The organism is Simiduia sp., assembly GCF_058345725.1.
On sequence record NZ_JBTUOC010000032.1, the window covers coordinates 38,499 to 59,389 of the forward strand.

The following is a 20,891-nucleotide window of genomic DNA, read 5'->3' on the forward strand; positions in this document are numbered from 1 at the left end:
CACCTTGTCGCATATCCACCTTAAGGTGCTTTAGGCGCCTTCGCGTTAACGCTTTAAAATCAAGCCGATACCCGTATTGGATGATCTAGACGCCAAGAATAGCGACAGGCTGTCGCTATTCTATTCGTAGTCAGACACTTACCGCTAGGCCGAGCAATACACAGCTTAGCCCTTGCCGTGCGATGGCAATTTATGCGTGATTGGTGGTGACTGGGGCGGGCGCTGCGGCCCGGACCCGCTGGGGTTGGGTGTGCGCTCGGCGCAAAGGCGGGGCTGTTGTGCGTGAGGAAAACTGTACGGCGCGGTTTTTCGGCGGGTTGTTTCTGGCTCCCGCGCGCCGGCGCAGCCACCAGAGCCTGCTGCCTGTCCAAAGTAACACCAACGGCAGGGCGGCCACTAACAGCCAGCTGGCCAATACCAGTGGCCCGGCAAAGTTGCCGATGTGAATGTTGTAGCGCAGGTTCCAAAGCTGGGTGGCGGTGTTGGCGTTGGCTGCGTTAAACACGCCCAGAGTTTGTCGGCCGCTGGGGTCGAGCCAAACCCAGCTGTAGGGGTGGGATTCGCTCGGCATTTGCAGGCGTACTTTGACTGGCTGTTCGGCACGGGTAGCGCGATAAAGACGCTTTACTGCCGCCGTTGGCAGCGCTTGATTTGCAAGCGCTCGGGCGCTGTCCCAGTCGAAGGTGGTGTTTGCCTCGGTCGGTGTCATCGCTGTGGCCATGGAAAAATTTGGGCCCTGCACGGGCTGATTCAGGGCACTTGTGAGCGGCGCGCGCAGGGTGGCGGGCCAGTGAAAACTGACGCCGGTGATGGCCACCAACAGCAGTGGCAGGGCCAAGACAATTGCCGGCAGGCTGTGCCACTGGTAGTTAAAGGCGCGCGGTTTCAAGTTTGTGCGTAGCCGCAAGCGCTTGCGGCGCGCACCGGGCGTTAACCACAAGACTAACCCGATAATGACATTGGCCATCAGGATTAGACTGCTGGCCGACAGTAAATTAGTTGCCCAGGGTTGTAAGTCTGGGCCTGTCAGTAGGCGGCGGTGCCAGTGCATGAGCCAGCCGTATAAAAAGTCGTCGGCTTGGCCCAGGCGTAATACCGCGCCGGTGTTTGGATCGACGTTGGCCTGTTGACCGTTGGCCAAGACCATCTGCCAGGCTTCGCTGTCGCCGTTGAGGTAAATGGCGTTTACGGTTTGTTGGGTGTGTTGCTCCACCGCCTGTACCGCACGGTTAAGTGAGGGCTGCTGCGCGTGGGTGGATACACGCCAGTGTTCGGGCCACAGGGATTTTTCGATTGGCAGGGCGTATACCAGCGCCAACCCGGAGAGCGACAGGCTTACCAGGGGCAGTAACGTAAAAAAGGCCAGCGCCAAATGCAGGCGCCGGCCCCACAGCATGAGGCTGCGTTTTAGCGTTTTAGCAAACATGCGGTGTGTGCATTAGAACTGATAACTCACACCCAGGTTCACTGTGGTGCCCAAGCTTTTGGTGTTGTAGCCGTTGTAGGTCAGCATTTGCGAACGCGCGGAGTAATAATCCTCGTTGAATAAGTTTTCCACACCGAACTGCGCCTGGACCGGGCCAAAGCGGTAGTTGCCGCTGAGGTTTACCACTTGGTAACTATCGATGGGGCCCTGGGCGCCCACATAGCCACTGCTGGTGGGTTCAAAGCGATCGCGGCTGCCCACCCAAAGGTAATCCAGGTTTAGATTAAAATCGTCGGTGGCCTGCCAGCGCAGTTGGCCCACAAATTTCGGCGCATTGATTTGCGTACCGTCTAGCCAGTTGTCGGTATCGGTATTTTTACCTTCCACCCAGGCGTAGTTGGCGCCGGCGGTTAAGGTATCGCTGACGGTGTAGTTGACGGCAATTTCATAGCCCCAGATTTTTTGCGGCGCGCGCACAGGCATGTAAACGCCGGTGTTGGCATCGTACACATTGCTGGTGCCTAACTCTGAGTTGCTGCGGTAGATCGCCAGTTCGTAATCCCAGTCGCCCAGGGCGCCGGCGGCGCCAATTTCGTAGTGATCCACCAGCGAGGCCTCGGTGCGAATCAGTGCGATGTCAGACACGGTGGCCGTGCGCAACAGTCGGCCCAAATCGGGTACGTCTGAACCTTGCGAGTAGTTGGCAAAGGGGCTGAAGGCCTCCGACAGGTTGTAGCGCACGCCCAGGTTGTAGGTGGTGGCGCGGTAATCCAAATCGCCACCGGTGACGTCCATGGCCACCGAGCAAGTGTCGGCGCTGCGACACAGGCGCAGGGTTTGGTAGTCGTCCACGCCGATGTCGATGGCTTCTTCGCGCACGCCGGCTTTTACAACCCAGTCGCCCACCAGGAATTTACTTTGCAAGTAACCGGCAATGCTGCTCAGGTCCATTTCCGGTACCCACATGCGGCCGTCTACCAGCGGTTGCGAGGTGGTATCGTTCAGGGCATCTATGCCGTAGATCAAGGTGGTGGACAGGGTGTCGCCGTCAAATTGCGACACAAAATTGGCTCGCGCGCCGGTTTTTTCCGATTTGATCATCGACTGGCCGCCGTCAAAGCCGGCGTCTGGATTGGCGAGCGCGGTGGAGAAGAAAAACACGTTTTCAATCTTTTGGCCGAAGGCATCCAGCACCATCTGGGTGTTGGGCAGCAGCGCATCGTCTGTGTAGTTCAGCATCACATTGTGGTTGCCGCGCGGGCCCTGGGGCACGCCGGGCAGGTCGGCATCGGTTTTGATGGCGTAGGTTTTTTCGCCGGCGTTGACGTTGCTGGTTACGTCGACCAGGTTGGCATCTTGCTGGCCGGCAAAGTAGCCGTAGGTGAGTGTGGCGCGGCGTTCGTCGGTAAAGGCGTAACCCAGTTTGCCAAAGTAGTTTTCGGTGCGGGTTTCAGACAGGCCGTAAATCAGGCCGATGATGTCGCCCTCGGCATCGCGCTGCAGACCGGTTTGCTCCAGGGCGCCGTTAAAGAGGTAACTTACCTCACCTTGGGTGCCGTCTACGCGCACCTGGGTGCGGTAGCCCAGGCTGCCATCTGGCTCTGCGGCGCTGAACTGAGTGGATACACTGGCGGCGCCGCCCAGGGCTTGATCGGGGCTGGGGCTGCGGGTGATGTAGTTGATGATACCGCCGCCGGCGCCATTGCCGTAGATAGACGAAGCACCTTTCACCACTTCAATGCGCTCCAGGCTAGCCGGGTCTATGGTGCGCACATCCAGCTGGCCGTTGCGCAGCGGCGTGGATTGCGGCACGCCGTCGATCAGCACCAGCGCAGTGCGGCCGCGCAGGGTTTGACCAAAGTTACTGGAGGTGCCGGTGGCGGCCGCCATGCCGGGTACTTGCAGGGCCAACAGCTTTTGCAGGTCTGAGCTGGTTTGCAGCTGCACCTCGATAGCGTCGGCATTGATGACCGTGACAGTGGCGGGCAACTCGTCCAGGCGCTCGGCGGTGCGGCTGCCGGTGACGATCATTTCTTCCATGGCAGTTTGTTGGGCAGAGGCGGCGCTGGCGAGCAGCATGAGAGACAAAGGGAGCAATTGGCGTTTCATGGGGGATGTTTCTCTAAAAATGTGAATTTGCTGCTAGGTATGATTGTGCGCGCATGTTAAATAAACATTAAGCGTAATGCAAATCGTTATCATTTGTATGTTTGGGGTAGCCTAGGCCCTGAACGCAGCTGAAATACGGGGTGTGGCCATAGGCTGAGCCCCAGCCTGTGGCCAGTCTGCCAGAGAGGGCGCGCGGTAACGGTGTGTCGCCCAATGGCAGGGGGGCTGGGTCCGGGTGGATTGCGGTGATGGATCTTGCGTGTCTGACGTGAAGGCCCGCCGGATTGATCGGCAGGCGGCCGCGAGCCATCACCTGCGGCCGGCAATTACCGGTGATTTCCCTACGCCATTGGCCCGCACTTTTTGCAACTGAGCCAAAGGCACGCGGCTCGCCGTATTAGGCAGCCGGCAATTGCTGTGGTGCTGAGCCGCGGTTGTCTAGCAGGTATTGAACAATCATTTCGTCGATGAGTTCTCTTGGCGATGTGTAGCCCAGAGCCTGCAATGCAGCCTCGGAAAAGTTCAATTGTTGCTGGGTCTTGTGTTCAAACCAGTCTTGTAATTGGGCGGCCGTCAGCTGCGTATCCTCCAGGCTGGGCTTGGTAATGCCCAGTGTTTTCAAAAGCCTCACGCCGGCCTGTGCCGCCGCTTTTTGCTCGGGATAGCGCGCGGTGCATTTACTGTGGCTAAGTGCTAGCGTCTCGATGCGCGCCGGCTGGCTTTGGCTTAACAATTGCAGTTTGGCCTCGGTGGTGATTAGGCTCTTGAATTCGGTTGCCGACAGATCGCGCGCAGCCAGCCATTGGGTGAGCGCGGCATTAGACTGTAGTTGGTGGCGCCGGCAGAACTGTACCAGTGCCGCCTGGTATTCCGCTGCGCTCACTGTTAAAGATTCGCCCAGGGCCTCTACGCAGATTTGCAACAGCGCTTGATGGCGGTGTTGTTGCCAGGCGCTGGTGTGAGACTTGAGGCGCCGTCGAGTGGCCGTCGCCAAAACATCTTCGGCAGCGGCTTCTTGTTGATGTGCCCGCGGGCCGCTCGCCGTGCGCGTGAGCCCCACCCAAAAGCTGGTTTCTTCAAAATGAAAGTTTGGCGTGTGTGGGCCGGCTGGATTTGCTTCCACTCGGGCTAGGTATTGCAGCGCGGCAATGGCATCTTCGCGCTTTTGGTTTGGGCGGCGCCTGCGTAGAAAGTCTTTGAAGGCGGCAATCTCCGTTGCGGGTGCGTCCATGGCTTCCAGCAGTGTTGGCCAGACTCTGTCTGGGTAGAAAGTGGCTTTGGCCGCCGCCAAGAGGGCTTTAGCCAACGACTCGCCAATGACTTGCTGTGCCAATGCTTCCGCCAGCGCTGAGCGGATATTGACCATGGCCTCCGAGGTGACAGTGAAACCTCGCTCCGAAAAGCTGTGCGATACCGCGACTTCGTCGTCGTCAATTATCTCGCCAGTGTTATATAGCTCAAAGATCTTCCCAATGCCCTGCATGCCAAAGGGACTAAGCTCGGCGGCGCGCAAGGCGCCCATGCTGGAGGCACCATAGACGTGTATGCCGCGAGTCAGCGCAAATAGTATTTCTTTGTGCCAAACCGCCGGCACCTGTTCGAACACACCGTCAATGATCAGAATGTGATCGCCGGGCGCAGCGCAATCGCGCACCAATTGATAGATGTCGCCCATGGCTACTGGCGGAAGATAAGTGGCCGGTAGAATTTGCTCGGCGTCTGTGCGCGCCAGGCTTGGGCCAAGAAAAACAAAGGTGGTCATGACGCACTACTCCCTGGCTGTGATGGGTGCTTGGTCGATGAGTGGGGGCCTGTCTGTGTCGATCGCTGCACGCTGCGCACTTGCCGAGTGCCCGCCTTTTCACTGGGCGCTGCCAGGCCAGAGACCACCATTTTTACCACCGGTACTTGCAATTCTGGCCGCGTTAAATCGACACGCACAATATTGCGAGCGCCGCGCGTGCGCAGGAGCGACACCATATGTTCCAGGTCTGCGTCAAAACTGTGGGTGCTGATGTCGCGGATGCGGGTGAAATCACACTGGCCGCGCTCGCTGCGAATGATACTGCGATATTGCGCCAGGTCGTCTTTGTTGCCGAGCTTGTTGTAGTCGCTCCAGAAAATATCGTCGCGGCTGCCGGAAATGTGTGTCAATCGGCTTTGCACCGCCTCTGTCAATGCACGCATGAGGGCAATGGCCGGCGCAGGGTGGCAGCCGTAGCCGCTAAAGGCAGGCAGCGAACGCCACCGGCCCTGGTCCTCGCCATCTACGATAGTACAGGCAAAGGCGGGCACACCGAGATCTGAGGTGATGTTGTAAACGCCCACCAATACGCCGGCTTCTGCCAGTTTGCGCAATACCGATTGACAGTCGGCATCGTCAATGGTGTCGAGTGCTACTTTAATATCGGCATCGCCCCTGCGGATCGCCAATTTTTTTTGCTCTATGGCATCGCGCTCGATGACTTCTGCGAGCGCATGACAACTGGCCTCAAGCAGGCTATTGCCCGAGGCCAGGCCATTGGTGGAAATCACAAAGTTATTTTGTACGCCCCCGCGCCCAGGCCAAACATAGTTGGTGCTAACCGCATCAAAGGGTACCCAGACCTGAGTGTTGTGCTGCAGGTCCTCACCTTGTAGCCAGTAGAGCGGCGTGTGGGGTTGGATCAGGCTCTCGGAATAGGTGCTCAAACCTTCGATATCGATAACCGCTTCGCCTTCCTGCAGCAGTCCTGCGTAGCTATTGTGGCGCGCTGGCAAGTTGATGTGTTCGCCGTGCCAACACTCAATAGACTCCATGAGCGCAGAAGTTTTTGCGCAATCGATATTCAAGCCCTTGCCCTGAGACGTCGATAGACCTCGGGAATTGGGGCGCATAGACACGCACACCGGAATGCCGATGGTGTCGAGGCCGGTAATATTGGCAATTCGCGTAACACCCAATTGTTTACCAATCGGCCAATAGCGCTCGAAGGTTTCTTTCGGACTGCAAAGTCTGTGTGTCCCCTGTGTGAAGGCCTTGCGGTGTAATGCGCCTGTGCCTTGCACAGATTGTGCGGTGCGCGCCATCCTTTTTCTCCGGTAAGTTTCGTGCATTACTTAGGTTGCGTGAGGTAGCGCATAGTGACCAATTTCTTTGCATCGGTGCTGAGTTGAAAGGCACTTTGCTCGAAGTTTGGCGAGCCAGTGCGCCCCATGGCGTCATTGCCAAAGGCCAATCCCTCTATGGGTATATAGTTGGGCGCCATATCGATGCGGGTGTTGCTGTTTTCGTCGTGAAACAGTGCAAATGCGTAAGTGCCTTTGGGAAGGTCATTGAAAGAAACGGTAACTATGCCCTGGTTGGCCTTTACTGTTTGCCTGCGCTTGCAGTCGACGGGAAAGGCCTCTTCCTTTGTGCATAAAACGGTCATCAGCTCACCCGCGTCTGATCTCACACCCTGCACGACAACGTCTAGCGCTAAGCCATCGTTCACTTCTCCCGATAGGGTGGTGGTGGCGCCAAACATCATTACTAAGCCCAACCAAGGTGTAAGTTGTTTTAGGTTTTTCATTGTCAAGCCTCTGTCTGTGGTAGGAAAGCCGGCATATGCCAGGCCGGCTTGGTGCTTATAGAAGTGCAGACTAATAGAAGGTGTGAAAGCGGCCTACTGTCTGATCTTATAGGTCGAAAAAGCTGCCTTTTCCCGCCGACTCTTATGGAGGGTTTGTCGGTAAGTCTTTTGGCAGTGTTTTAGGTCGGTTGATTGGAATGCTTCTTGAAAATTTTGTTGGCAATTTTACTTGGCAGTCTACCACCGACAGATCGTCAGCTGCCACTAATGACAGTCATTGGGTATTTTTACCCTGTAAAAAATAACAGTCTCAGATTCCGCGATTACTGTCATAAGTGACAGTCTTTCTGGTGTGCTATCAAATTCAACTAAAAACATTATTGCGCCTAAAAAATAGGTGTTTTTTCCAACTTTTAATTTTTTTCTCGGTGTAAATGGTTCGACTAATTTCGATTTTGTTTGGTGATTTTCTGTCGTTGTCAGCATCGAAAACTTTGGTAGTCTGATCTTCGTCGAACGAAAGAACGGCGTGCACGAAGATCAATACGCATCGCTCTTGTTAGGTTTGCTGCGTATTGATCGGAAGGCAATTACGTAACCAACACGGTGTATCAGAATACTCTGTTCACCGGTCACTAATGTTAAATATAAAAGGAAATATCAATGTCTGAGAACATCAACTTCAACGATATCGACGTAGACAGCCTGGACCTGGAAGGCATGGAAGTAGTTAGCATGAAAGATGCTATGGCCCTACCAGAAACTGGCGCGTCAAGCGGTCTATCTTCTTGCAACTCTTGCTCAAGCTGCGGTTCTTCTTCTAGCTGCACCAGCTGTGGTAGCGCAGAGAAGATTCAGTAAGTGGTTGGTTCTGTCGGAGGTGGCATGGCCACCTTCGGCAGGTTTTTTGTCTGTTCGAGGTTTTTACAATGAATGTAGCGGTGCGAGAAAGCAGAGCCACTGAGTCACTTCTGGAAATAGACGCCGTTGCGGGTGTAAACATCATGCAGGCGCGCAATCTCCACAAAAGCTATGGCCAGAAAAAGGCATTGAATGGCGTGTCGGTGGATTTTGTCACCGGCCAGACCACGGTCATCATGGGCCCCAATGGTGCAGGTAAATCAACCTTTATGGAGCTGTTGGCGGGGTTGATAGCACCGGACAAAGGTGGCCAGATCAGCGCCTTTGGCGAAGATGTCGTGAAAAATCCCCGATCACATATCGAACGGATCGGCATTCAACTTCAGGAAACTCGTATGTTTCCTCGGGCGACACCACGCGATTATTTGTCGCTGTTTGTCAGCCTCTATCAGAAAACCTTGCCCGTGAACGAGGTTGTCGAATGGCTGGGCCTGACCGACTTCATGGACAAAAAAATTAAAGACTTATCCGGCGGCATGGCGCAGCGTGTAGCGCTGGCCGTTGCGGTGATAAACGATCCCGATATCGTGCTGTTGGATGAGCCCACCGTTGGACTAGATCCCATTTCACGGCGCGAATTTTGGTCGTGTCTAAAGACGCTAAAACAGCGTGGAAAAACACTGATTTTTAACACCCACTATATGGATGAGGCAGTCAGCCTGGCCGATCAAATTGTATTGATCAGTGGCGGCGAGGTGGTCTTCAAGGGGGCGCCTGCTGAAGTGAAGGCGCTCGCAGATCAGCTTGCCGGCGGGCTGGATGAAGCTTACGAGCACTATGTAAACGCGGCCCAGGAGAATACCTAATGTATTTCAAACAACTGAAGTCCTACCTCTTGCTTGATTGCAAGCTGTTCATGCGCGAGCCCATGGTCATGTTTTTTGCGTTTGTCTTTCCCGCGTTCATGTACTTGGTGTTCGGCTACATGTTTAAAGATATGAGCTACGGCGGTGTGGGTTACTACGATCAATACACTGCCAGTTTTATGGGCATCATATTGCTCAATACGGCGTTATTTAATATCGGCCCCGGTCTGGCCATTTACAAGGAGCAGGGTTTTTTTCGGCGTTTGGTATTGACGCCATTGAACATGAGCGTGGTGTATAGCGCGACGACCCTGCGCTCACTGCTGCTGTTTGCCGGCGGCATGTTAGAAATTGTACTGATTGGCTGGCTGCTGTTTGACAAGGTGCCGCCCTTGCATGTGTCACAGATTTTATTGGCCCTGGGAATCAGCGCTTTTTCGTTGTTCTCCTTTGGATTTATGTTTGGCGCGCTGTTCAAGACGTCGGGTGCCGCGTTTGGTGCGAGCATTGTGCTATTTCAGGTGATGCTGATGCTGTCTGGTGCCGGTATGCCGCTGGATCAATTCCCATCGGTCGTTCAAGAGCTTACGAATCTTGTGCTCTTTAAGCACATAGTGGATCTGTTGCGTATCGCCTGGCAGGGTGAGCTATTCACGGCGGCTGCCATGATACCCATGATCGTTTCAGTGGTTGCCGGGCTCGTCTGCATTGCGATTTCAACAAAAATATTCCGCTGGTCGGCGAAGTAACAAGGAGAATAACACCATGCCAACCCTGGCCAAAAACTTACAGCAAGCACCGGTGCAGGCTAGCGAGCCGTCGGTGTTCTATCACCCCAATTACATTGTGCGCGTAGCGGGCGAACCCATTGACTTATTAGCCTTTGAAGGGCGTGGCCAAACGGCCCGCGCGATCGAAGCGAAGCACGCGCTAGAGTCGCAACTGGATGTCTGGGTGAGTGATGCTTGCGACACGCTAGAGCAGCTCATTGCCGGTCAGCAGGATAAACAATTGGCCCGGGACCTGATTAACAGCAAGCGCGCGCTGTTTAATCGCAAACACATAAAGCCCGCTGCCTTGGCGCGCCTGGAGCAATCGCTGGCGCCTGAGAGCTTTGCCGCGATCAACCAGGCACAGCGCGCGCTGTGTGAATTGGCCGAAGCCGATACACACATAGCCGAGGTATACGAGCAGGAAGTTGCCGCGGGTAATGCGCACCTGCAAACCGTTTGGCAGCAGCCGAATATTCGTCAGGGTGTTAGCTACTCAAATCCAAAATTATTCCGGGATTTTGAGGCAGAGTATGGCGTCGAACAGACTGGTAGATTGGCAGGCAAGAAAAAGCGCAAACTGGACGATACGCTGTTTCAATATCTCACGCGTTGTGCCACAAAAACCAGCCCCTTGTCGGCATTGACGCCAGTGTATGTAGGGCGCTGGTCCGAGCGCGCCGGTGAATCGGTCAACTTGGCTTTTGATGGTCAAACAGAAAACCGGGTGATGTTAAAGTCGGGCTTGCTCAAGCAAGTGATCGATCGCCTATTTTCCGACAGCGCGGTTTGGCGCGACACCATTCCGGTTCAGTTGAACAGCAGCTTGCAGTTTGTGGCGGGCGGCGTGCGTTTTACCCGCATAAGCAAGGGCAATACCGCGGGCGGGAAAACCTGGGGAACCGGCGAAGATCGCATCGATCTGAAACTAAATCCGCTGCTGCAATGCATATTGCACGTCATGCACCAACGACCCCCAATGCAGGTGACAGCGCTCATCGCTGCTGTGTGCCAGGTGGCACCCAAGTTGACACCGGAGTTCGTGGGCGAGTATGTAGAAAAATTAATTGGCGCCGGTCTGTTGATGCCCGATTTGCCCATGGCGGAACAGGCCGATGCACTGGTGTGGACCAAGCAGCTGTTGCAGCGCTTTGGCGATCGTTTTAGCGGCGGAATCGCCGCGCTTGAGCAATTGGCGGCGCAAGTGGCGGAGTTCCCCCAGGCTGCACACGGGCGCCGAGCCGAGTTAACGGAAGCCATTGAGCTAGGCGTGCAGGCATTTGCCGAGGCTGTGGGCTCGGCGGTAGATGCCCACCTGGCGCGCCCTGCGTTTTTTGAAAATACCTACTTGACCCGCAATCGCCAAGGCTTGTCCGAAGCGGCCATGGCCGGTATTACAAAAAACCTGGAAACCGTGCTGCAGTTGGCGCCGCTGCTGGATATGAACCAGAAGGTGCAGGCGCAATTTGCCGACTTTTACTTGCACAAGTTTGGCCCAGATCACGTATGTGATCAGCCGCTAGCACTGATTCGCGAGTTTGACGAAATCTACGGTGTGGCGCAGTTTGGTTTTCAGCAGTTGGTGGAAAAGCGCGCGCCGGCGTCGGACATTTACAAACAGTACTCCAAGATTGCCGACTCCTGGGATGCATTTTTAAAACCATTTTTACAGTCCAAAGACGATGTGGATATTACTGCTGAGCGGATTCGCTCGCTCACCGATCAGCTGCCACAGGCTATTAAAAATCGCAGCCTGTCACACAGTTATGTGGGGCAGTTGTTTCAGTCAGAAGGCGAGGCAAAGTTTGTAATCAATCAGGTGTTTGGCGGTAACTCCGGCCTGTTGTCGCGCTTTTTAGAAATATTGCCCGAGCCGCAGCTGGAGGAAATTAAGACTTACTTAAAACGCTGTGCGCGCCACGACGACTATGCCGAACTGCCGGGCGTGTTTGGCTTTAACGCCAACAAGCATCCGCGCATGGCCGATCGAGAAGTGGTTATTCCGCCCTTCGCGCCAAATTGGGAAGACACCGACAAGATCGACATCAATCGCCTGCGGTTTCGCTACGATGCCGCCACCCACAAGGTGTGTTTTGTCGACACCGATGGCCGCTTTCTGGATGTCTTCTACCAGGGCTTTCTGATTCCCAGTTTAATGCCCCAGGTACAGCGTTTTATTGCCATCAACAACGCCCATGGCCTCAATTTCTTCACCATTGGCACCCTGTTTAACTGCAATCTGATTAAGAAAGATGAAGTAACCGTGGTGCCGAGGGTTTCGGTGGACAAGTTGGTGTTGTCGCGTCGCATGCACCTGGTGCCCCGCGCCTTTGTACCCTCGCCCGACTTGCCGCCGGTGGAGTTTTATCAGGCGGTTCAGGCCTGGCGGGCAGCGTGCAACTTACCCGAAGAGGCATTTATCCGGGCCTTTCCCATCGGCGACGGCAAGGTGCCCGGCGTGGATAGCGAGGTTGACTGGAGCACTATCTCCTTTAAAGACGCCAAACCTTTTTACGTCCGCTTTGACGATCCACGCTTTGTGCGATTGCTGGCGCGCATTCTTAAGCGCAGTCCCTTTGATCTAACGATCACGGAAGTGTTGCCGCGTATTGATGATCAACATGTCGAGGTGGACGGTCGCGCCCATGTCTCGGAAATGCAAATCGAACTGTCCAAGCGAGTCTCTGACCCACTGCAGGGGAGCAATCTATGAAACACATTGTCCGAATAGCCTATTTTGAATCCGACAAAACGCCCTTAATCGAAGGGCCGCTGCGTCTGTTGGTGGAGCAATTTTGTGCCGAGCCAGGCGTCGAGGCTCTGGCCATTCTGCCCCATTGGAAGCGGGGCCCCCACGTGAACTTGGTAGTGGATTGCGCACAGTCCTATTTTGACGCGGTGTTCTATCCCGCCTGTGAGTCGGTGCTGCTACCCTGGCTGGCCGAGCATCCCTCCAGTACGGAATTGGAGCCGGCGCAATACGAGCGCTTGTCGCAGCAATTGGCACTGGTGGAAATTGAATCGCCGCCCTTTTTGCCACTGCTGGCCAACAACAGCGTCTCGCGCGATGTGTACAGCGCTAATGACACCTTGAAGCTGGATGCCTTTAAAGATCTGAAAGTGGAGTTTGTGAGCGACAGTCTACCCCTGGTGTTCGAACTCTTGGCCTTAAAAAAATCGGATAAGCGCGCTTTCTTCGTGGCCTTGAGTCATATGCTGGCGGTTTGTGGCACGCGCTTTGAGGGCGCCGGTCTATCGCGCGGGTTCAATTCCTTCCGCTCGCACGCCGAATTTTTTTACGTCCAGTACGATCAAAACGATCGCTTGCGCACGCAGTTCGATGCGGTTGCCGCCAAGTATCAGGCGCAGTTGCGCCCGCTCATGGAAACTCTGATAGAGGCGCCGGCTCAGTTTCAATCGGACGCCGAAGCCGACGATTTATTAGCTCGTTGGTTTACCTTAGTGGAGCGCTATGACACGCGCATCAAGACCATCGTCAATGACAATTATGAATTTCTGCGCCAAGAAAGCGTTTTTGTGGACAAGTTAAAAGACGTCGCGAAAGACATTCCTGCCGAGTTGCACCAGTCGGAAAAGGCCGGGCCAATGGCCCGCGCCATTGCCCAGGATGCAGGTCAGGCCATGTTGAATTCGCGCGAATTTATGGCCTATCGAACGCTGGTCAATTTCTTCTACTTTTTGTTGCCTATTGTGGGAATTTCGCCGGCAGAAAAATATTGCATTTGCAATATGACGGCCACGACCGTTGAACAAATTCTGGATATTACCTGGCAGGACCTCATGATCCCAGGCCACTACCAAGCGCGACAGGAGGCAGCACTGTGAATACGCAACGGTGGATGAAACCCAAGAACTATGTCTTCTTCAAGGCCGTGGAATCCGGCGTATTGTTCGAGGCCGGGCACAAAAACTTTGTGCTGCAGGGCAAAGGCATTTACCCGCTGATCGCCAAGATTATTCACTTCATGGACGCCGGTCATTGCATTGACGATATTGTGGCCAAGTTGCCACCCAAACTGGCGCCATTTGCCGTGCGGGTACTGGAGGAGCTGGCCGCCAACGATATGTTAATTGACGGCACTGCGGAACAGGCCATTGCCGAGCGCTACGCAAATCAGGATCGACTGTTCGAGTTTGTTAAATTTCTGCAGGACAATTTAGGCGAGTCCTACGAGGCCGAACTGGCGCGTTGGCAATCCGATGAGGTGTGGGTTGTGGGCAATGGCTACAGCGCCAAAGCCGCCATTAAATGCCTGGCGGAGTCGGGCGTGGGCAAACTGGTGGTGGGCCCGGTATCGGCCGATGCGGTGTTGCCCGGCAAAGATGAGCTGCTGGCGGCGCTGAATGCGCGGGCCGAACAAGACGACCGTTTTCAGTACGAACTGATTGATCCCGCGCAGTTGCTCGACCGACTGGCGGACAACACTGAAAAGCTGACGCTCTACGCCGCCGATAGCTACAGTGCGCTGGCCGATTTTTTTACCCAGCCCAACTACCCACGCCTAGTGCTTCAACCCTATATGGTGGCCACCGCACTGGCCGACCATGGCTTGGTAAGTCCACTAAACGAAGCGGGATGCACGAATTTTCTGGATGTGTATCAGCGCCTAGTGGCCACCGACACGCTGGACACACTTCACTCGCCCGCCAGTTGTGCACTGCTGGGCGCATTGGCGGCTTTCAATGCCATTAAGCATTACTTCGATATTGATACGCGCTACCTGCGCAATCACTGCGCCTATGTGTCTCCCCATTTGGAGGTCGATTATCGGGCGGTTTTGCCCAGTGCCTGCGTAAATCGCGAGCACCCGCTAGCGCCGGTAAATTATGCCGTGCCGTTTGAGCAGCCAGAGGGGCGGCCGGTGTCGGATTACGAGCACCTACTGATGGTATTGGCGCCTTTGTATGATCCGCACCTGGGTGTCTTGTCGAATCAGCCGGCATTGGCGCTGGCGCAGTTGCCCCTCTACCACGATGCCCTGCGCCTGCGCTACGCACAAGGATTGCAGTTGCCGGACGAGCAGGTGTTGGCCTGGGGTACCAGCGCAGAGGATGCGGGTGTGCGCGCTTTGATGCGGGCGCTGGCACTACTGGCTGCGCGCGAGCAGGGGCAATCCCAACAGCCCATTGTGGCGGGTGTCGATGCCGAAATCTGGCGGGCTCAGGCAACCGCACTGGCGCTGTTAACGTCCTCCGACAGCGATGCCTTTGCCAGCGCACGCATTAATCCCGATGAACTCGCTAGCGATGCGGTGCACATGTTGGTGCGCATTCTGAAACTCTACAACGCCGCAGACGTACACCTGGATGTTTACTGGACGCCGGGAATGCCGGCAGTGGGCGCGCGCGTAGTGAGCGACGGTCAGTTGTTGGGCGTGGGCTACGCCGACTCGCTGGCGCAGGCCGCGGTGGAGGCGCTGGGAGCCAGCTGCAGCCAACAGCAGTTTCCGGATGAGTCGCAGGCGTCGCCCGTGGATCACTTACGCAATTTGGCGGCGCCCGTTGCACAGATAACGGTGCAGAGCCTACAGGCGCAACTGGCGCAAACGCCGCCGCAACCTTTCACTTTACAAGAGCACCGCTTGGCGCCGCTGTTTGATACCGATGCCTACGTGGTGGGCTGGGTGTCCGTTGGCGAAGCTGACCGGGCGGAGACCATCGATGAACACACACAGGCAGGGAGCGAATAATGCAATCACCAGCGATTCAGACAGCCGAGTCGACACCGAGCCCAGTTCAGCAACTGCTGGCGTTCGGTCGCAACAGCCTGGCAGATTTTAATACACAGCAGGTGATGCTGTGCGGTCGCTTGCCCGACGTGCTGCCGAGCGCGCCCATTGTGGTGTTATTCGCCGATGCGCGTGCAGTGGCGCCGTTAGAAGCAGATCTTCGGCGCCTGCGCGAAGCGCGCAAAACGGCACAGGTGGTGGTGTGGGAACCGGCGGCTATTTGGCTGGCGCCGGCCATGCAACCTGAGTTGGCCGGTTGCTATGTGTGCTTTAAAACCTGGGCGCACAACAATCTGCGCGAAGTGCACCACTGGTCGGCAGACGATGGCCAGCAGGCGTTGCGCCTGGCGGTGGCCACTAAGCCTGTACCGGCAGCGGCACTGGACGTATTGGCGCTCTTATTGCGCCGTCGTTTGGCCGATCTGTTGGATCGACGCCCGGAGGCGGCGCAGGCAATCCGGCTGCAGCTGCGCGACTTGGCGGTATCGCGGCATGCCACCATAGCCGATACCAGCTGCCGGCTCTGCGATGTGCGCGACGACGACAGCGCCGAGCGTGCGCGCTGGACATTGGCGCCGCGCATGAAGCGGCGGGCATCGGACTACCGGGCGGCAAATCCGGGCCTGTCGGTCAAGCAGCTGCGGCGCCAATATGTGGATCGTTGGACGGGTCTGATCAAACACGTTTTTCACAGTATTAATTCCGATCTGATGCCGCTCTACGCCGCCGAAACGCCCATCTTGCACGATCCCAATGTGGAGGTGGGTTACGGCCGCACCGAGAGTCGCGAGCGCTCGGAGCTGGTGGCTATGCTCGAAGCGCTGGAGCGCTATGCGGGACAGTCGGCGCGCGGGGTAAAAAATTTGGTGCGCGGTTCCTACCGGCAATTGCAGGCGGATGCCATCGATCCGCGCCGATTTATTTTGCATCGCGAGTGCCAGCGCGAGCATCCCGAGTTTCACATGCAAGCCTACAGCGATGACTTGGAATACCATTGGAAGTGGGCCTATTCCTTTGCCCAGGCGCAGCCGGTACTGGTGCCCGAGCAGCTGGTGTACTACTGGCTTAAGCGCCACTCGCCCGAACTGCCCATCAATCGCTTTGTGTACGATTCGTCTAACGGTTGCGCGCTGGGCGGCTCGCCGGAAGAGGCGGCGCTCTATGGTTTGCTGGAAGTGGTGGAGCGCGACGCCTACTTCACCACCTGGTATGCGCGCATCACGCCGCGTGAAATCGATTTGAATTGCCTGGCCGATCCACGCAGCCGCGCCCTTATTGCGCGCAGCCGCGCCCAGGGTTATGAGCTGCACGTGTTCGATATTCGCCTGGAAATTGATATTCCCGTGGTGTGGGCCATGATCGTCGATCCAAATGCGGATGCCCCGGTGAAATCCTATTGCGCCGCCGGCGCGCACTTCGATCCGGAGCAGGCGATTTTCGGCGCGCTGGTGGAAGTCACCACATCCATGGGCGTGTACAGCCGCTCGCTACCCGCCTTTCGAGACAAGGCGCGCGAACTGTTTGCCGACCACCAAAAGGTGATCGAGATGAACGATCACGTGTTGCTCTATAGCCTGCCCGAAACCTACCCCTGGTTAAGCTTTTTATTCGCCGAAGACGGACGTCGCTACACGCTGGATGAGCTGTACGACACGCAAGCGCCGGCGTCGCTCGATCTAACGGACGATTTGCGCCGCTGCATCGACAAGGTCATGGCGGTGGCCGACGACGTCATTGTGGCCGATCAAAGTTTTCCACAGCTGACTTCCTCTGGCTTGAGTTGCGTGAAAGTGTTGGCGCCGGGGTTGTCGCCGGTCACCTTTGGCCACCAGTACCAGCGGCCTTCCCTGGCGCGCATTAACCGTGCCTTGAAGCATTTGGGCATTGAGCGGCAGTTGACCTACGACACCCTCAACCCACTGCCCCACAACTTTCCATAGGAGGCACTGTGCAAACTTTAGGGATCAAACAAGCCTGGGCCCTGGGCACTTATCGTCGCTTTGATGCGCTTAAAGCGCCGGCTTTTTTTCCGCCCCAGCCCGGTGCCATTGATCAACCGCTGATGCGCGAGCGCCGGACTCAAATTGTGCGTTTGCCCACAGACCTGCCTGAGCAATGGCAGTCGCTGGGCGATTATCTGACTGACCGGCGCGCTGCGCAACGCTGGGATTGGCCGCTACAGTTGTCGCTGTTGTTGCGCAACCTGGCGGCGCCGCAAACCTTTGAGCCGCTCAATGCCTACAAGATTCACACCCCGGTGCCCTCGGTGCGGTGTTTGTTTCCCTATCGCTTATTGATCGCCCTCGGCGGGCGCGAGCCGGCGCTGTACGAATACCACGCCAACTACCACGGGCTCGAAAAGCTGGCACCGCTCGCCGACGCCGACGCACTGTTACAAGGCGCACAATTTGCGCTCTTCGGCGTGGCTAAATACTGGAAGCTGGCGGACAAGTACGGCGAGTTTACGCCCTTCCCCGTGACCCTGGAATTGGGTGGCATGAAGGCGCAGTTCGAGCACTTGGTGCGCTTGCTGGGCTGGCGCGAAATGGCCTCGGATCTGGACGCGCGCGGGTTGGACGCGCTCGATGTATTGCATCCCTTGGAGTCCTGTGCCTTTGGCGTGAGCTGCACACCCGGCGACACAGATCCCTCGCGTTGGCTGACTCAGCTGCCCGTGCAAACCCAGCGCCTGGCCTGCTGGCAGGCGCGCGAGGATTTAAACCAGCGCTTCCCGCAATTGCCGGCGCTTGCCGCCCTGTTTAAGCGCCCGGTGCAGCCGTCGATAGCCGCATCTTCCGGCGCGCCGTCGGCGCCGTCGCTTGTCACTTCTGACAGTGACGAGGCCGGCCTGTCGCTGGATATACTGCAGTTAATTCGAAAGCGGAACTCCGGCAACGACAGCTTCGGTTTTGCACCGCGCAGCGGCGCGTCGAGCGAGTCTTTTTTGCCCGCGCTGGTGCAGCGGTTTAACGGCTTGAACGCGAAGCGGCCAGCCCACCAGAGCGAAGGTGCGGTGCAAGTGCACTTCGTGTGGTTGGATCGAAGCTCGGGCGATATCGCCCTCTACGATCGGCAGTTGCAGCGCCAAAGCCGAACGGAGCAGCAACTGTCGATTGATCAAGTGCTGCAAGCGGCGCTGCCGAATCAGCTGCTCAAATTCAACATGGCAGCGATGACCTTGTCGGTGTTAATGACCGTCGATGTGTCGGCCGCCGAGCGGGAGTTTGAAGGCGACACGTTGCGGCGTTTGCATCTGGAGGCCGGTTGCCTGGCGCAGGATTTGGCGCTGGCGGCAACCTCGCTGGGTGTATTTGCCAGACCGGTGCGCATGTTTCACGAGCGCATTATTGAGCAGGGCCTGAATTTGCCGGGCCAATTAATTTACCAGGTGCTGATGGGGTTCAGTCGGCGCGCCAACTACAAAATTGGATTGCTATGAAAGATCAAAGCGCTCAATGGATAAGTTTGCACGTGTTTCTGTCGGACTCTGCGCGTTGCCTGCGCTTTATCAACGAGTGGTTGAGTCGGGAGACGCGTCGATTGCAAGCTCAAGGGCTATTGCAGGCCTGGTTCTTCATTCGCTACTGGGAGGGTGGCCCACACCTGCGGTTGCGCTTTAAGCTCAACGATAGCGCCTACGCCGACCGGTTGCAGGCCGATATCTATCAAGCGGCTCAGCAGTACCTCAACCCCGAACCGATAAGCCGCGATGCCTATTACAGCGCCCACGCCTTCGATGGGCAGGCGTTGGATGCAAATTCACTCAGCTGGTACGACGAAGGCACAGTCGCGGCAATCGCCTATCAACCTGAATGGGTGCGCTACGGTGGCGCTGATGCCATGGCGGTGAGCGAGCAATTGTTTCAGGTGTCGAGCGAAATTGCCTTGGCGCTGGCGAGCAAAACTGAGCGCACATTGGAGCAACACATGACCTCGGCACTGGGGCTGATGTTTGCGAGCGCACAAGCGCTGTCGGCGGCCATTGCAGATGCGGGAAATTTCTTTGAGCAGTACGCCAGTTTCTGGCGCGACTACAACGACGACGCCAAGCTGGCCGAGCGCCAGGCCATGCAGCAGCCGCTTGCCCCTGTGCGCGCGCGCGTTGCGGCGCTGTCGGCTCAGCTGCAGGCGCAGGCCGCCGCCGCGACGCCCGAGCGAATTTGGTGGCAGGCACTCGGGCGTGCTTTGGCGCAGTGGCGGGCCATTTTTGAGCGCGGCGCACTCATTTCGCCCTTGAGTGGCGCGCGCGTTGAAAGTGAAGCGGACTTTCAGGTGGCCGTGCAATTGATTGTCAGTTCGCAGGTTCACATGATGAACAATCGACTCGGCGTGATTCCCGCGCAGGAGTGCTACCTGGCTCGCCTGTTGGCGGGCGCGACACAGGCGGTGGCGGCATGAATCTGTGCTCGATAGTGCTGGCCTCGCTGCGCGCCCATCGCACCCGCAGTGTGCTGTTGGTCATTACCATCGCCATCGCGTTTATGGTGTACGGTGTTTTAGGCGCGCTGCGTTTCTCTATGTTTGGTGGCGACGACAGCTACGCGGAGTCGCGGCTCATTATTACCCACGAATCGGGCATGACCCAGCCATTGCCCATCGCCTACCAACAGCGGCTGGCCAAGTTACCGGGCGTGGCCGACGTCAGCCCGGCCACCTGGTTTGGCGCCTACTACCAAACGACCAACAACATGTTGATGGCCTTTGCCGTGGATGCCAAATCCTGGGTGCGCCAGCATCGCGAAATGCACGCCAGCGAGGAGGATCTCGCGCGTTTCTACAGCACCGCCAATGGCATGTTGGTGAGCCGGGCGTTGATGGATAAATACGGCTGGCGCGTGGGCGATTCGGTGCCTTTGAAAAGTATCCTGTTTCAGCCATCCAATGGCGACGGCTTCTGGCCCTTTACCATTGCCGGGAGTTTTGAAAACGACGCCGAGGCCGGCGGTCGCAACTACATATTAATGCACTACAAATACCTGAACGAAGCGCGCACTAGCTGGGTGGATACGGCGGGGACCTATGTGGTGTCGGCGCTGCCCGGTGTGGATGTGGAGCAATTGGCCATCGCCATCGATGCCGCTTTTTCGGGCTACCCCGAGCGCACGGCCAGCGCCTCCGACAAGGCATTTCACACGGCGTTTTTCAAACAGCTGGGCGATATTTCCCTGCTCATTAAGGCCGTGGTGTCGGTGTGTTTTACCGCGCTGATATTGGTGGTAGGCAGCAGCCTGACCCTGGCCGTGCGGGAAAAGAATCGCGACATCGGCATCTTTAAAGTGGTGGGCTTCAATCGGGCGCGGGTGCTACTGCTGGTGGCGGGCGAAGGCATTGCTCTCATAGTTTGCGGACTGTTACTCGGCATTGCGGGCGCGCTCGGCGTCAATCATCTGGTATCGACACAATTGCCCGATTTGCTGCCGAATTTAAGTTTAACGGTACACGTTTGGTCCGAATTATTGGCCATCGCCGCGCTCATGGGCGTGTTGGTGTGCAGCCTGCCCGCCCTGCAGGCACTGGCGATGAAACCGATCCACGCATTGAGCAGCGAGCACTGA

Annotated in this window: 15 protein-coding genes; 10 read left to right on the forward strand and 5 right to left on the reverse strand. The window is 56.8% G+C overall.

From position 1 onward, the window contains the following. Positions 1-190: 190 nt before the first annotated feature. The 5 genes from ACW8F6_RS07775 to ACW8F6_RS07795 all read right to left on the reverse strand — a co-directional run bounded on the left by ACW8F6_RS07775 (position 191) and on the right by ACW8F6_RS07795 (position 7,089). Positions 191-1,426: a PepSY-associated TM helix domain-containing protein gene (locus ACW8F6_RS07775; protein WP_491575286.1), complete on the reverse strand. Its 1,236-nt coding sequence runs from the start codon at positions 1,424-1,426 to the stop codon at positions 191-193. Between the two features lie 12 nt (positions 1,427-1,438). Beyond that, a complete protein-coding gene (locus tag ACW8F6_RS07780) occupies positions 1,439-3,535 on the reverse strand; it encodes a TonB-dependent receptor (protein ID WP_491575287.1) in 2,097 nt (698 codons plus the stop codon). A gap of 397 nt (positions 3,536-3,932) precedes the next feature. Further along, positions 3,933-5,297, reverse strand: coding sequence for a TfuA-like protein (locus ACW8F6_RS07785; protein ID WP_491575288.1), 1,365 nt, complete (start codon positions 5,295-5,297; stop codon positions 3,933-3,935). Then, on the reverse strand, positions 5,294-6,604 hold the full coding sequence (locus ACW8F6_RS07790; RefSeq protein WP_491575289.1) for a YcaO-like family protein: 1,311 nt from the start codon (positions 6,602-6,604) through the stop codon (positions 5,294-5,296). The genes ACW8F6_RS07785 and ACW8F6_RS07790 overlap by 4 nt, the downstream gene beginning before the upstream one ends. Positions 6,605-6,630: 26 nt before the next feature. Further along, positions 6,631-7,089 carry a DUF2141 domain-containing protein gene (locus ACW8F6_RS07795; protein ID WP_491575290.1) on the reverse strand — a complete coding sequence of 153 codons (459 nt, stop codon included), beginning with the start codon at positions 7,087-7,089 and terminating at the stop codon, positions 6,631-6,633. Between the two features lie 663 nt (positions 7,090-7,752). On the opposite strand from ACW8F6_RS07795, the gene ACW8F6_RS07800 reads away from it, so the two are divergent. The 10 genes from ACW8F6_RS07800 to ACW8F6_RS07845 all read left to right on the forward strand — a co-directional run bounded on the left by ACW8F6_RS07800 (position 7,753) and on the right by ACW8F6_RS07845 (position 20,891). Further along, complete coding sequence (locus ACW8F6_RS07800) at positions 7,753-7,950, forward strand: thiazolylpeptide-type bacteriocin (protein WP_491575291.1); 198 nt, start codon at positions 7,753-7,755, stop codon at positions 7,948-7,950. Positions 7,951-8,018: 68 nt separating this feature from the next. Continuing rightward, positions 8,019-8,816, forward strand: a complete 798-nt coding sequence (locus tag ACW8F6_RS07805) for an ABC transporter ATP-binding protein (protein ID WP_491575292.1) — start codon at positions 8,019-8,021, stop codon at positions 8,814-8,816. After that, complete coding sequence (locus ACW8F6_RS07810; RefSeq protein WP_491575293.1) at positions 8,816-9,565, forward strand: ABC transporter permease; 750 nt, start codon at positions 8,816-8,818, stop codon at positions 9,563-9,565. Before ACW8F6_RS07805 ends, ACW8F6_RS07810 begins: the two co-directional genes overlap by 1 nt. A gap of 16 nt (positions 9,566-9,581) precedes the next feature. Continuing rightward, a complete protein-coding gene (locus tag ACW8F6_RS07815) occupies positions 9,582-12,299 on the forward strand; it encodes a lantibiotic dehydratase (RefSeq protein ID WP_491575294.1) in 2,718 nt (905 codons plus the stop codon). Continuing rightward, a complete protein-coding gene (locus ACW8F6_RS07820; protein WP_491575295.1) occupies positions 12,296-13,432 on the forward strand; it encodes a lantibiotic dehydratase C-terminal domain-containing protein in 1,137 nt (378 codons plus the stop codon). The genes ACW8F6_RS07815 and ACW8F6_RS07820 overlap by 4 nt, the downstream gene beginning before the upstream one ends. Next, positions 13,429-15,297, forward strand: coding sequence for a hypothetical protein (locus ACW8F6_RS07825; protein ID WP_491575296.1), 1,869 nt, complete (start codon positions 13,429-13,431; stop codon positions 15,295-15,297). The genes ACW8F6_RS07820 and ACW8F6_RS07825 overlap by 4 nt, the downstream gene beginning before the upstream one ends. Next, positions 15,297-17,276, forward strand: a complete 1,980-nt coding sequence (locus ACW8F6_RS07830) for a TOMM precursor leader peptide-binding protein (RefSeq protein WP_491575297.1) — start codon at positions 15,297-15,299, stop codon at positions 17,274-17,276. The genes ACW8F6_RS07825 and ACW8F6_RS07830 overlap by 1 nt, the downstream gene beginning before the upstream one ends. Positions 17,277-17,284: 8 nt before the next feature. After that, complete coding sequence (locus ACW8F6_RS07835; RefSeq protein ID WP_491575298.1) at positions 17,285-18,775, forward strand: nitroreductase family protein; 1,491 nt, start codon at positions 17,285-17,287, stop codon at positions 18,773-18,775. Next, positions 18,772-19,734: a thiopeptide-type bacteriocin biosynthesis protein gene (locus tag ACW8F6_RS07840; RefSeq protein ID WP_491575299.1), complete on the forward strand. Its 963-nt coding sequence runs from the start codon at positions 18,772-18,774 to the stop codon at positions 19,732-19,734. The genes ACW8F6_RS07835 and ACW8F6_RS07840 overlap by 4 nt, the downstream gene beginning before the upstream one ends. Next, the gene (locus ACW8F6_RS07845) at positions 19,731-20,891 is read left to right on the forward strand and encodes an ABC transporter permease (RefSeq protein ID WP_491575300.1); all 1,161 of its coding nucleotides are present in this window, start codon (positions 19,731-19,733) and stop codon (positions 20,889-20,891) included. Before ACW8F6_RS07840 ends, ACW8F6_RS07845 begins: the two co-directional genes overlap by 4 nt.

Coding starts and splice junctions, on each gene's coding strand:
- ACW8F6_RS07795 (WP_491575290.1), bottom strand. CDS start 7,089: ATGAAAAACCTAAAACAACTTACACCTTGGTTGGGCTTAGTAATGATG.
- ACW8F6_RS07775 (WP_491575286.1), bottom strand. CDS start 1,426: ATGTTTGCTAAAACGCTAAAACGCAGCCTCATGCTGTGGGGCCGGCGC.
- ACW8F6_RS07820 (WP_491575295.1), top strand. CDS start 12,296: ATGAAACACATTGTCCGAATAGCCTATTTTGAATCCGACAAAACGCCC.
- ACW8F6_RS07785 (WP_491575288.1), bottom strand. CDS start 5,297: ATGACCACCTTTGTTTTTCTTGGCCCAAGCCTGGCGCGCACAGACGCC.
- ACW8F6_RS07815 (WP_491575294.1), top strand. CDS start 9,582: ATGCCAACCCTGGCCAAAAACTTACAGCAAGCACCGGTGCAGGCTAGC.
- ACW8F6_RS07810 (WP_491575293.1), top strand. CDS start 8,816: ATGTATTTCAAACAACTGAAGTCCTACCTCTTGCTTGATTGCAAGCTG.
- ACW8F6_RS07790 (WP_491575289.1), bottom strand. CDS start 6,604: ATGGCGCGCACCGCACAATCTGTGCAAGGCACAGGCGCATTACACCGC.
- ACW8F6_RS07805 (WP_491575292.1), top strand. CDS start 8,019: ATGAATGTAGCGGTGCGAGAAAGCAGAGCCACTGAGTCACTTCTGGAA.
- ACW8F6_RS07830 (WP_491575297.1), top strand. CDS start 15,297: ATGCAATCACCAGCGATTCAGACAGCCGAGTCGACACCGAGCCCAGTT.
- ACW8F6_RS07800 (WP_491575291.1), top strand. CDS start 7,753: ATGTCTGAGAACATCAACTTCAACGATATCGACGTAGACAGCCTGGAC.
- ACW8F6_RS07845 (WP_491575300.1), top strand. CDS start 19,731: ATGAATCTGTGCTCGATAGTGCTGGCCTCGCTGCGCGCCCATCGCACC.
- ACW8F6_RS07780 (WP_491575287.1), bottom strand. CDS start 3,535: ATGAAACGCCAATTGCTCCCTTTGTCTCTCATGCTGCTCGCCAGCGCC.
- ACW8F6_RS07840 (WP_491575299.1), top strand. CDS start 18,772: ATGAAAGATCAAAGCGCTCAATGGATAAGTTTGCACGTGTTTCTGTCG.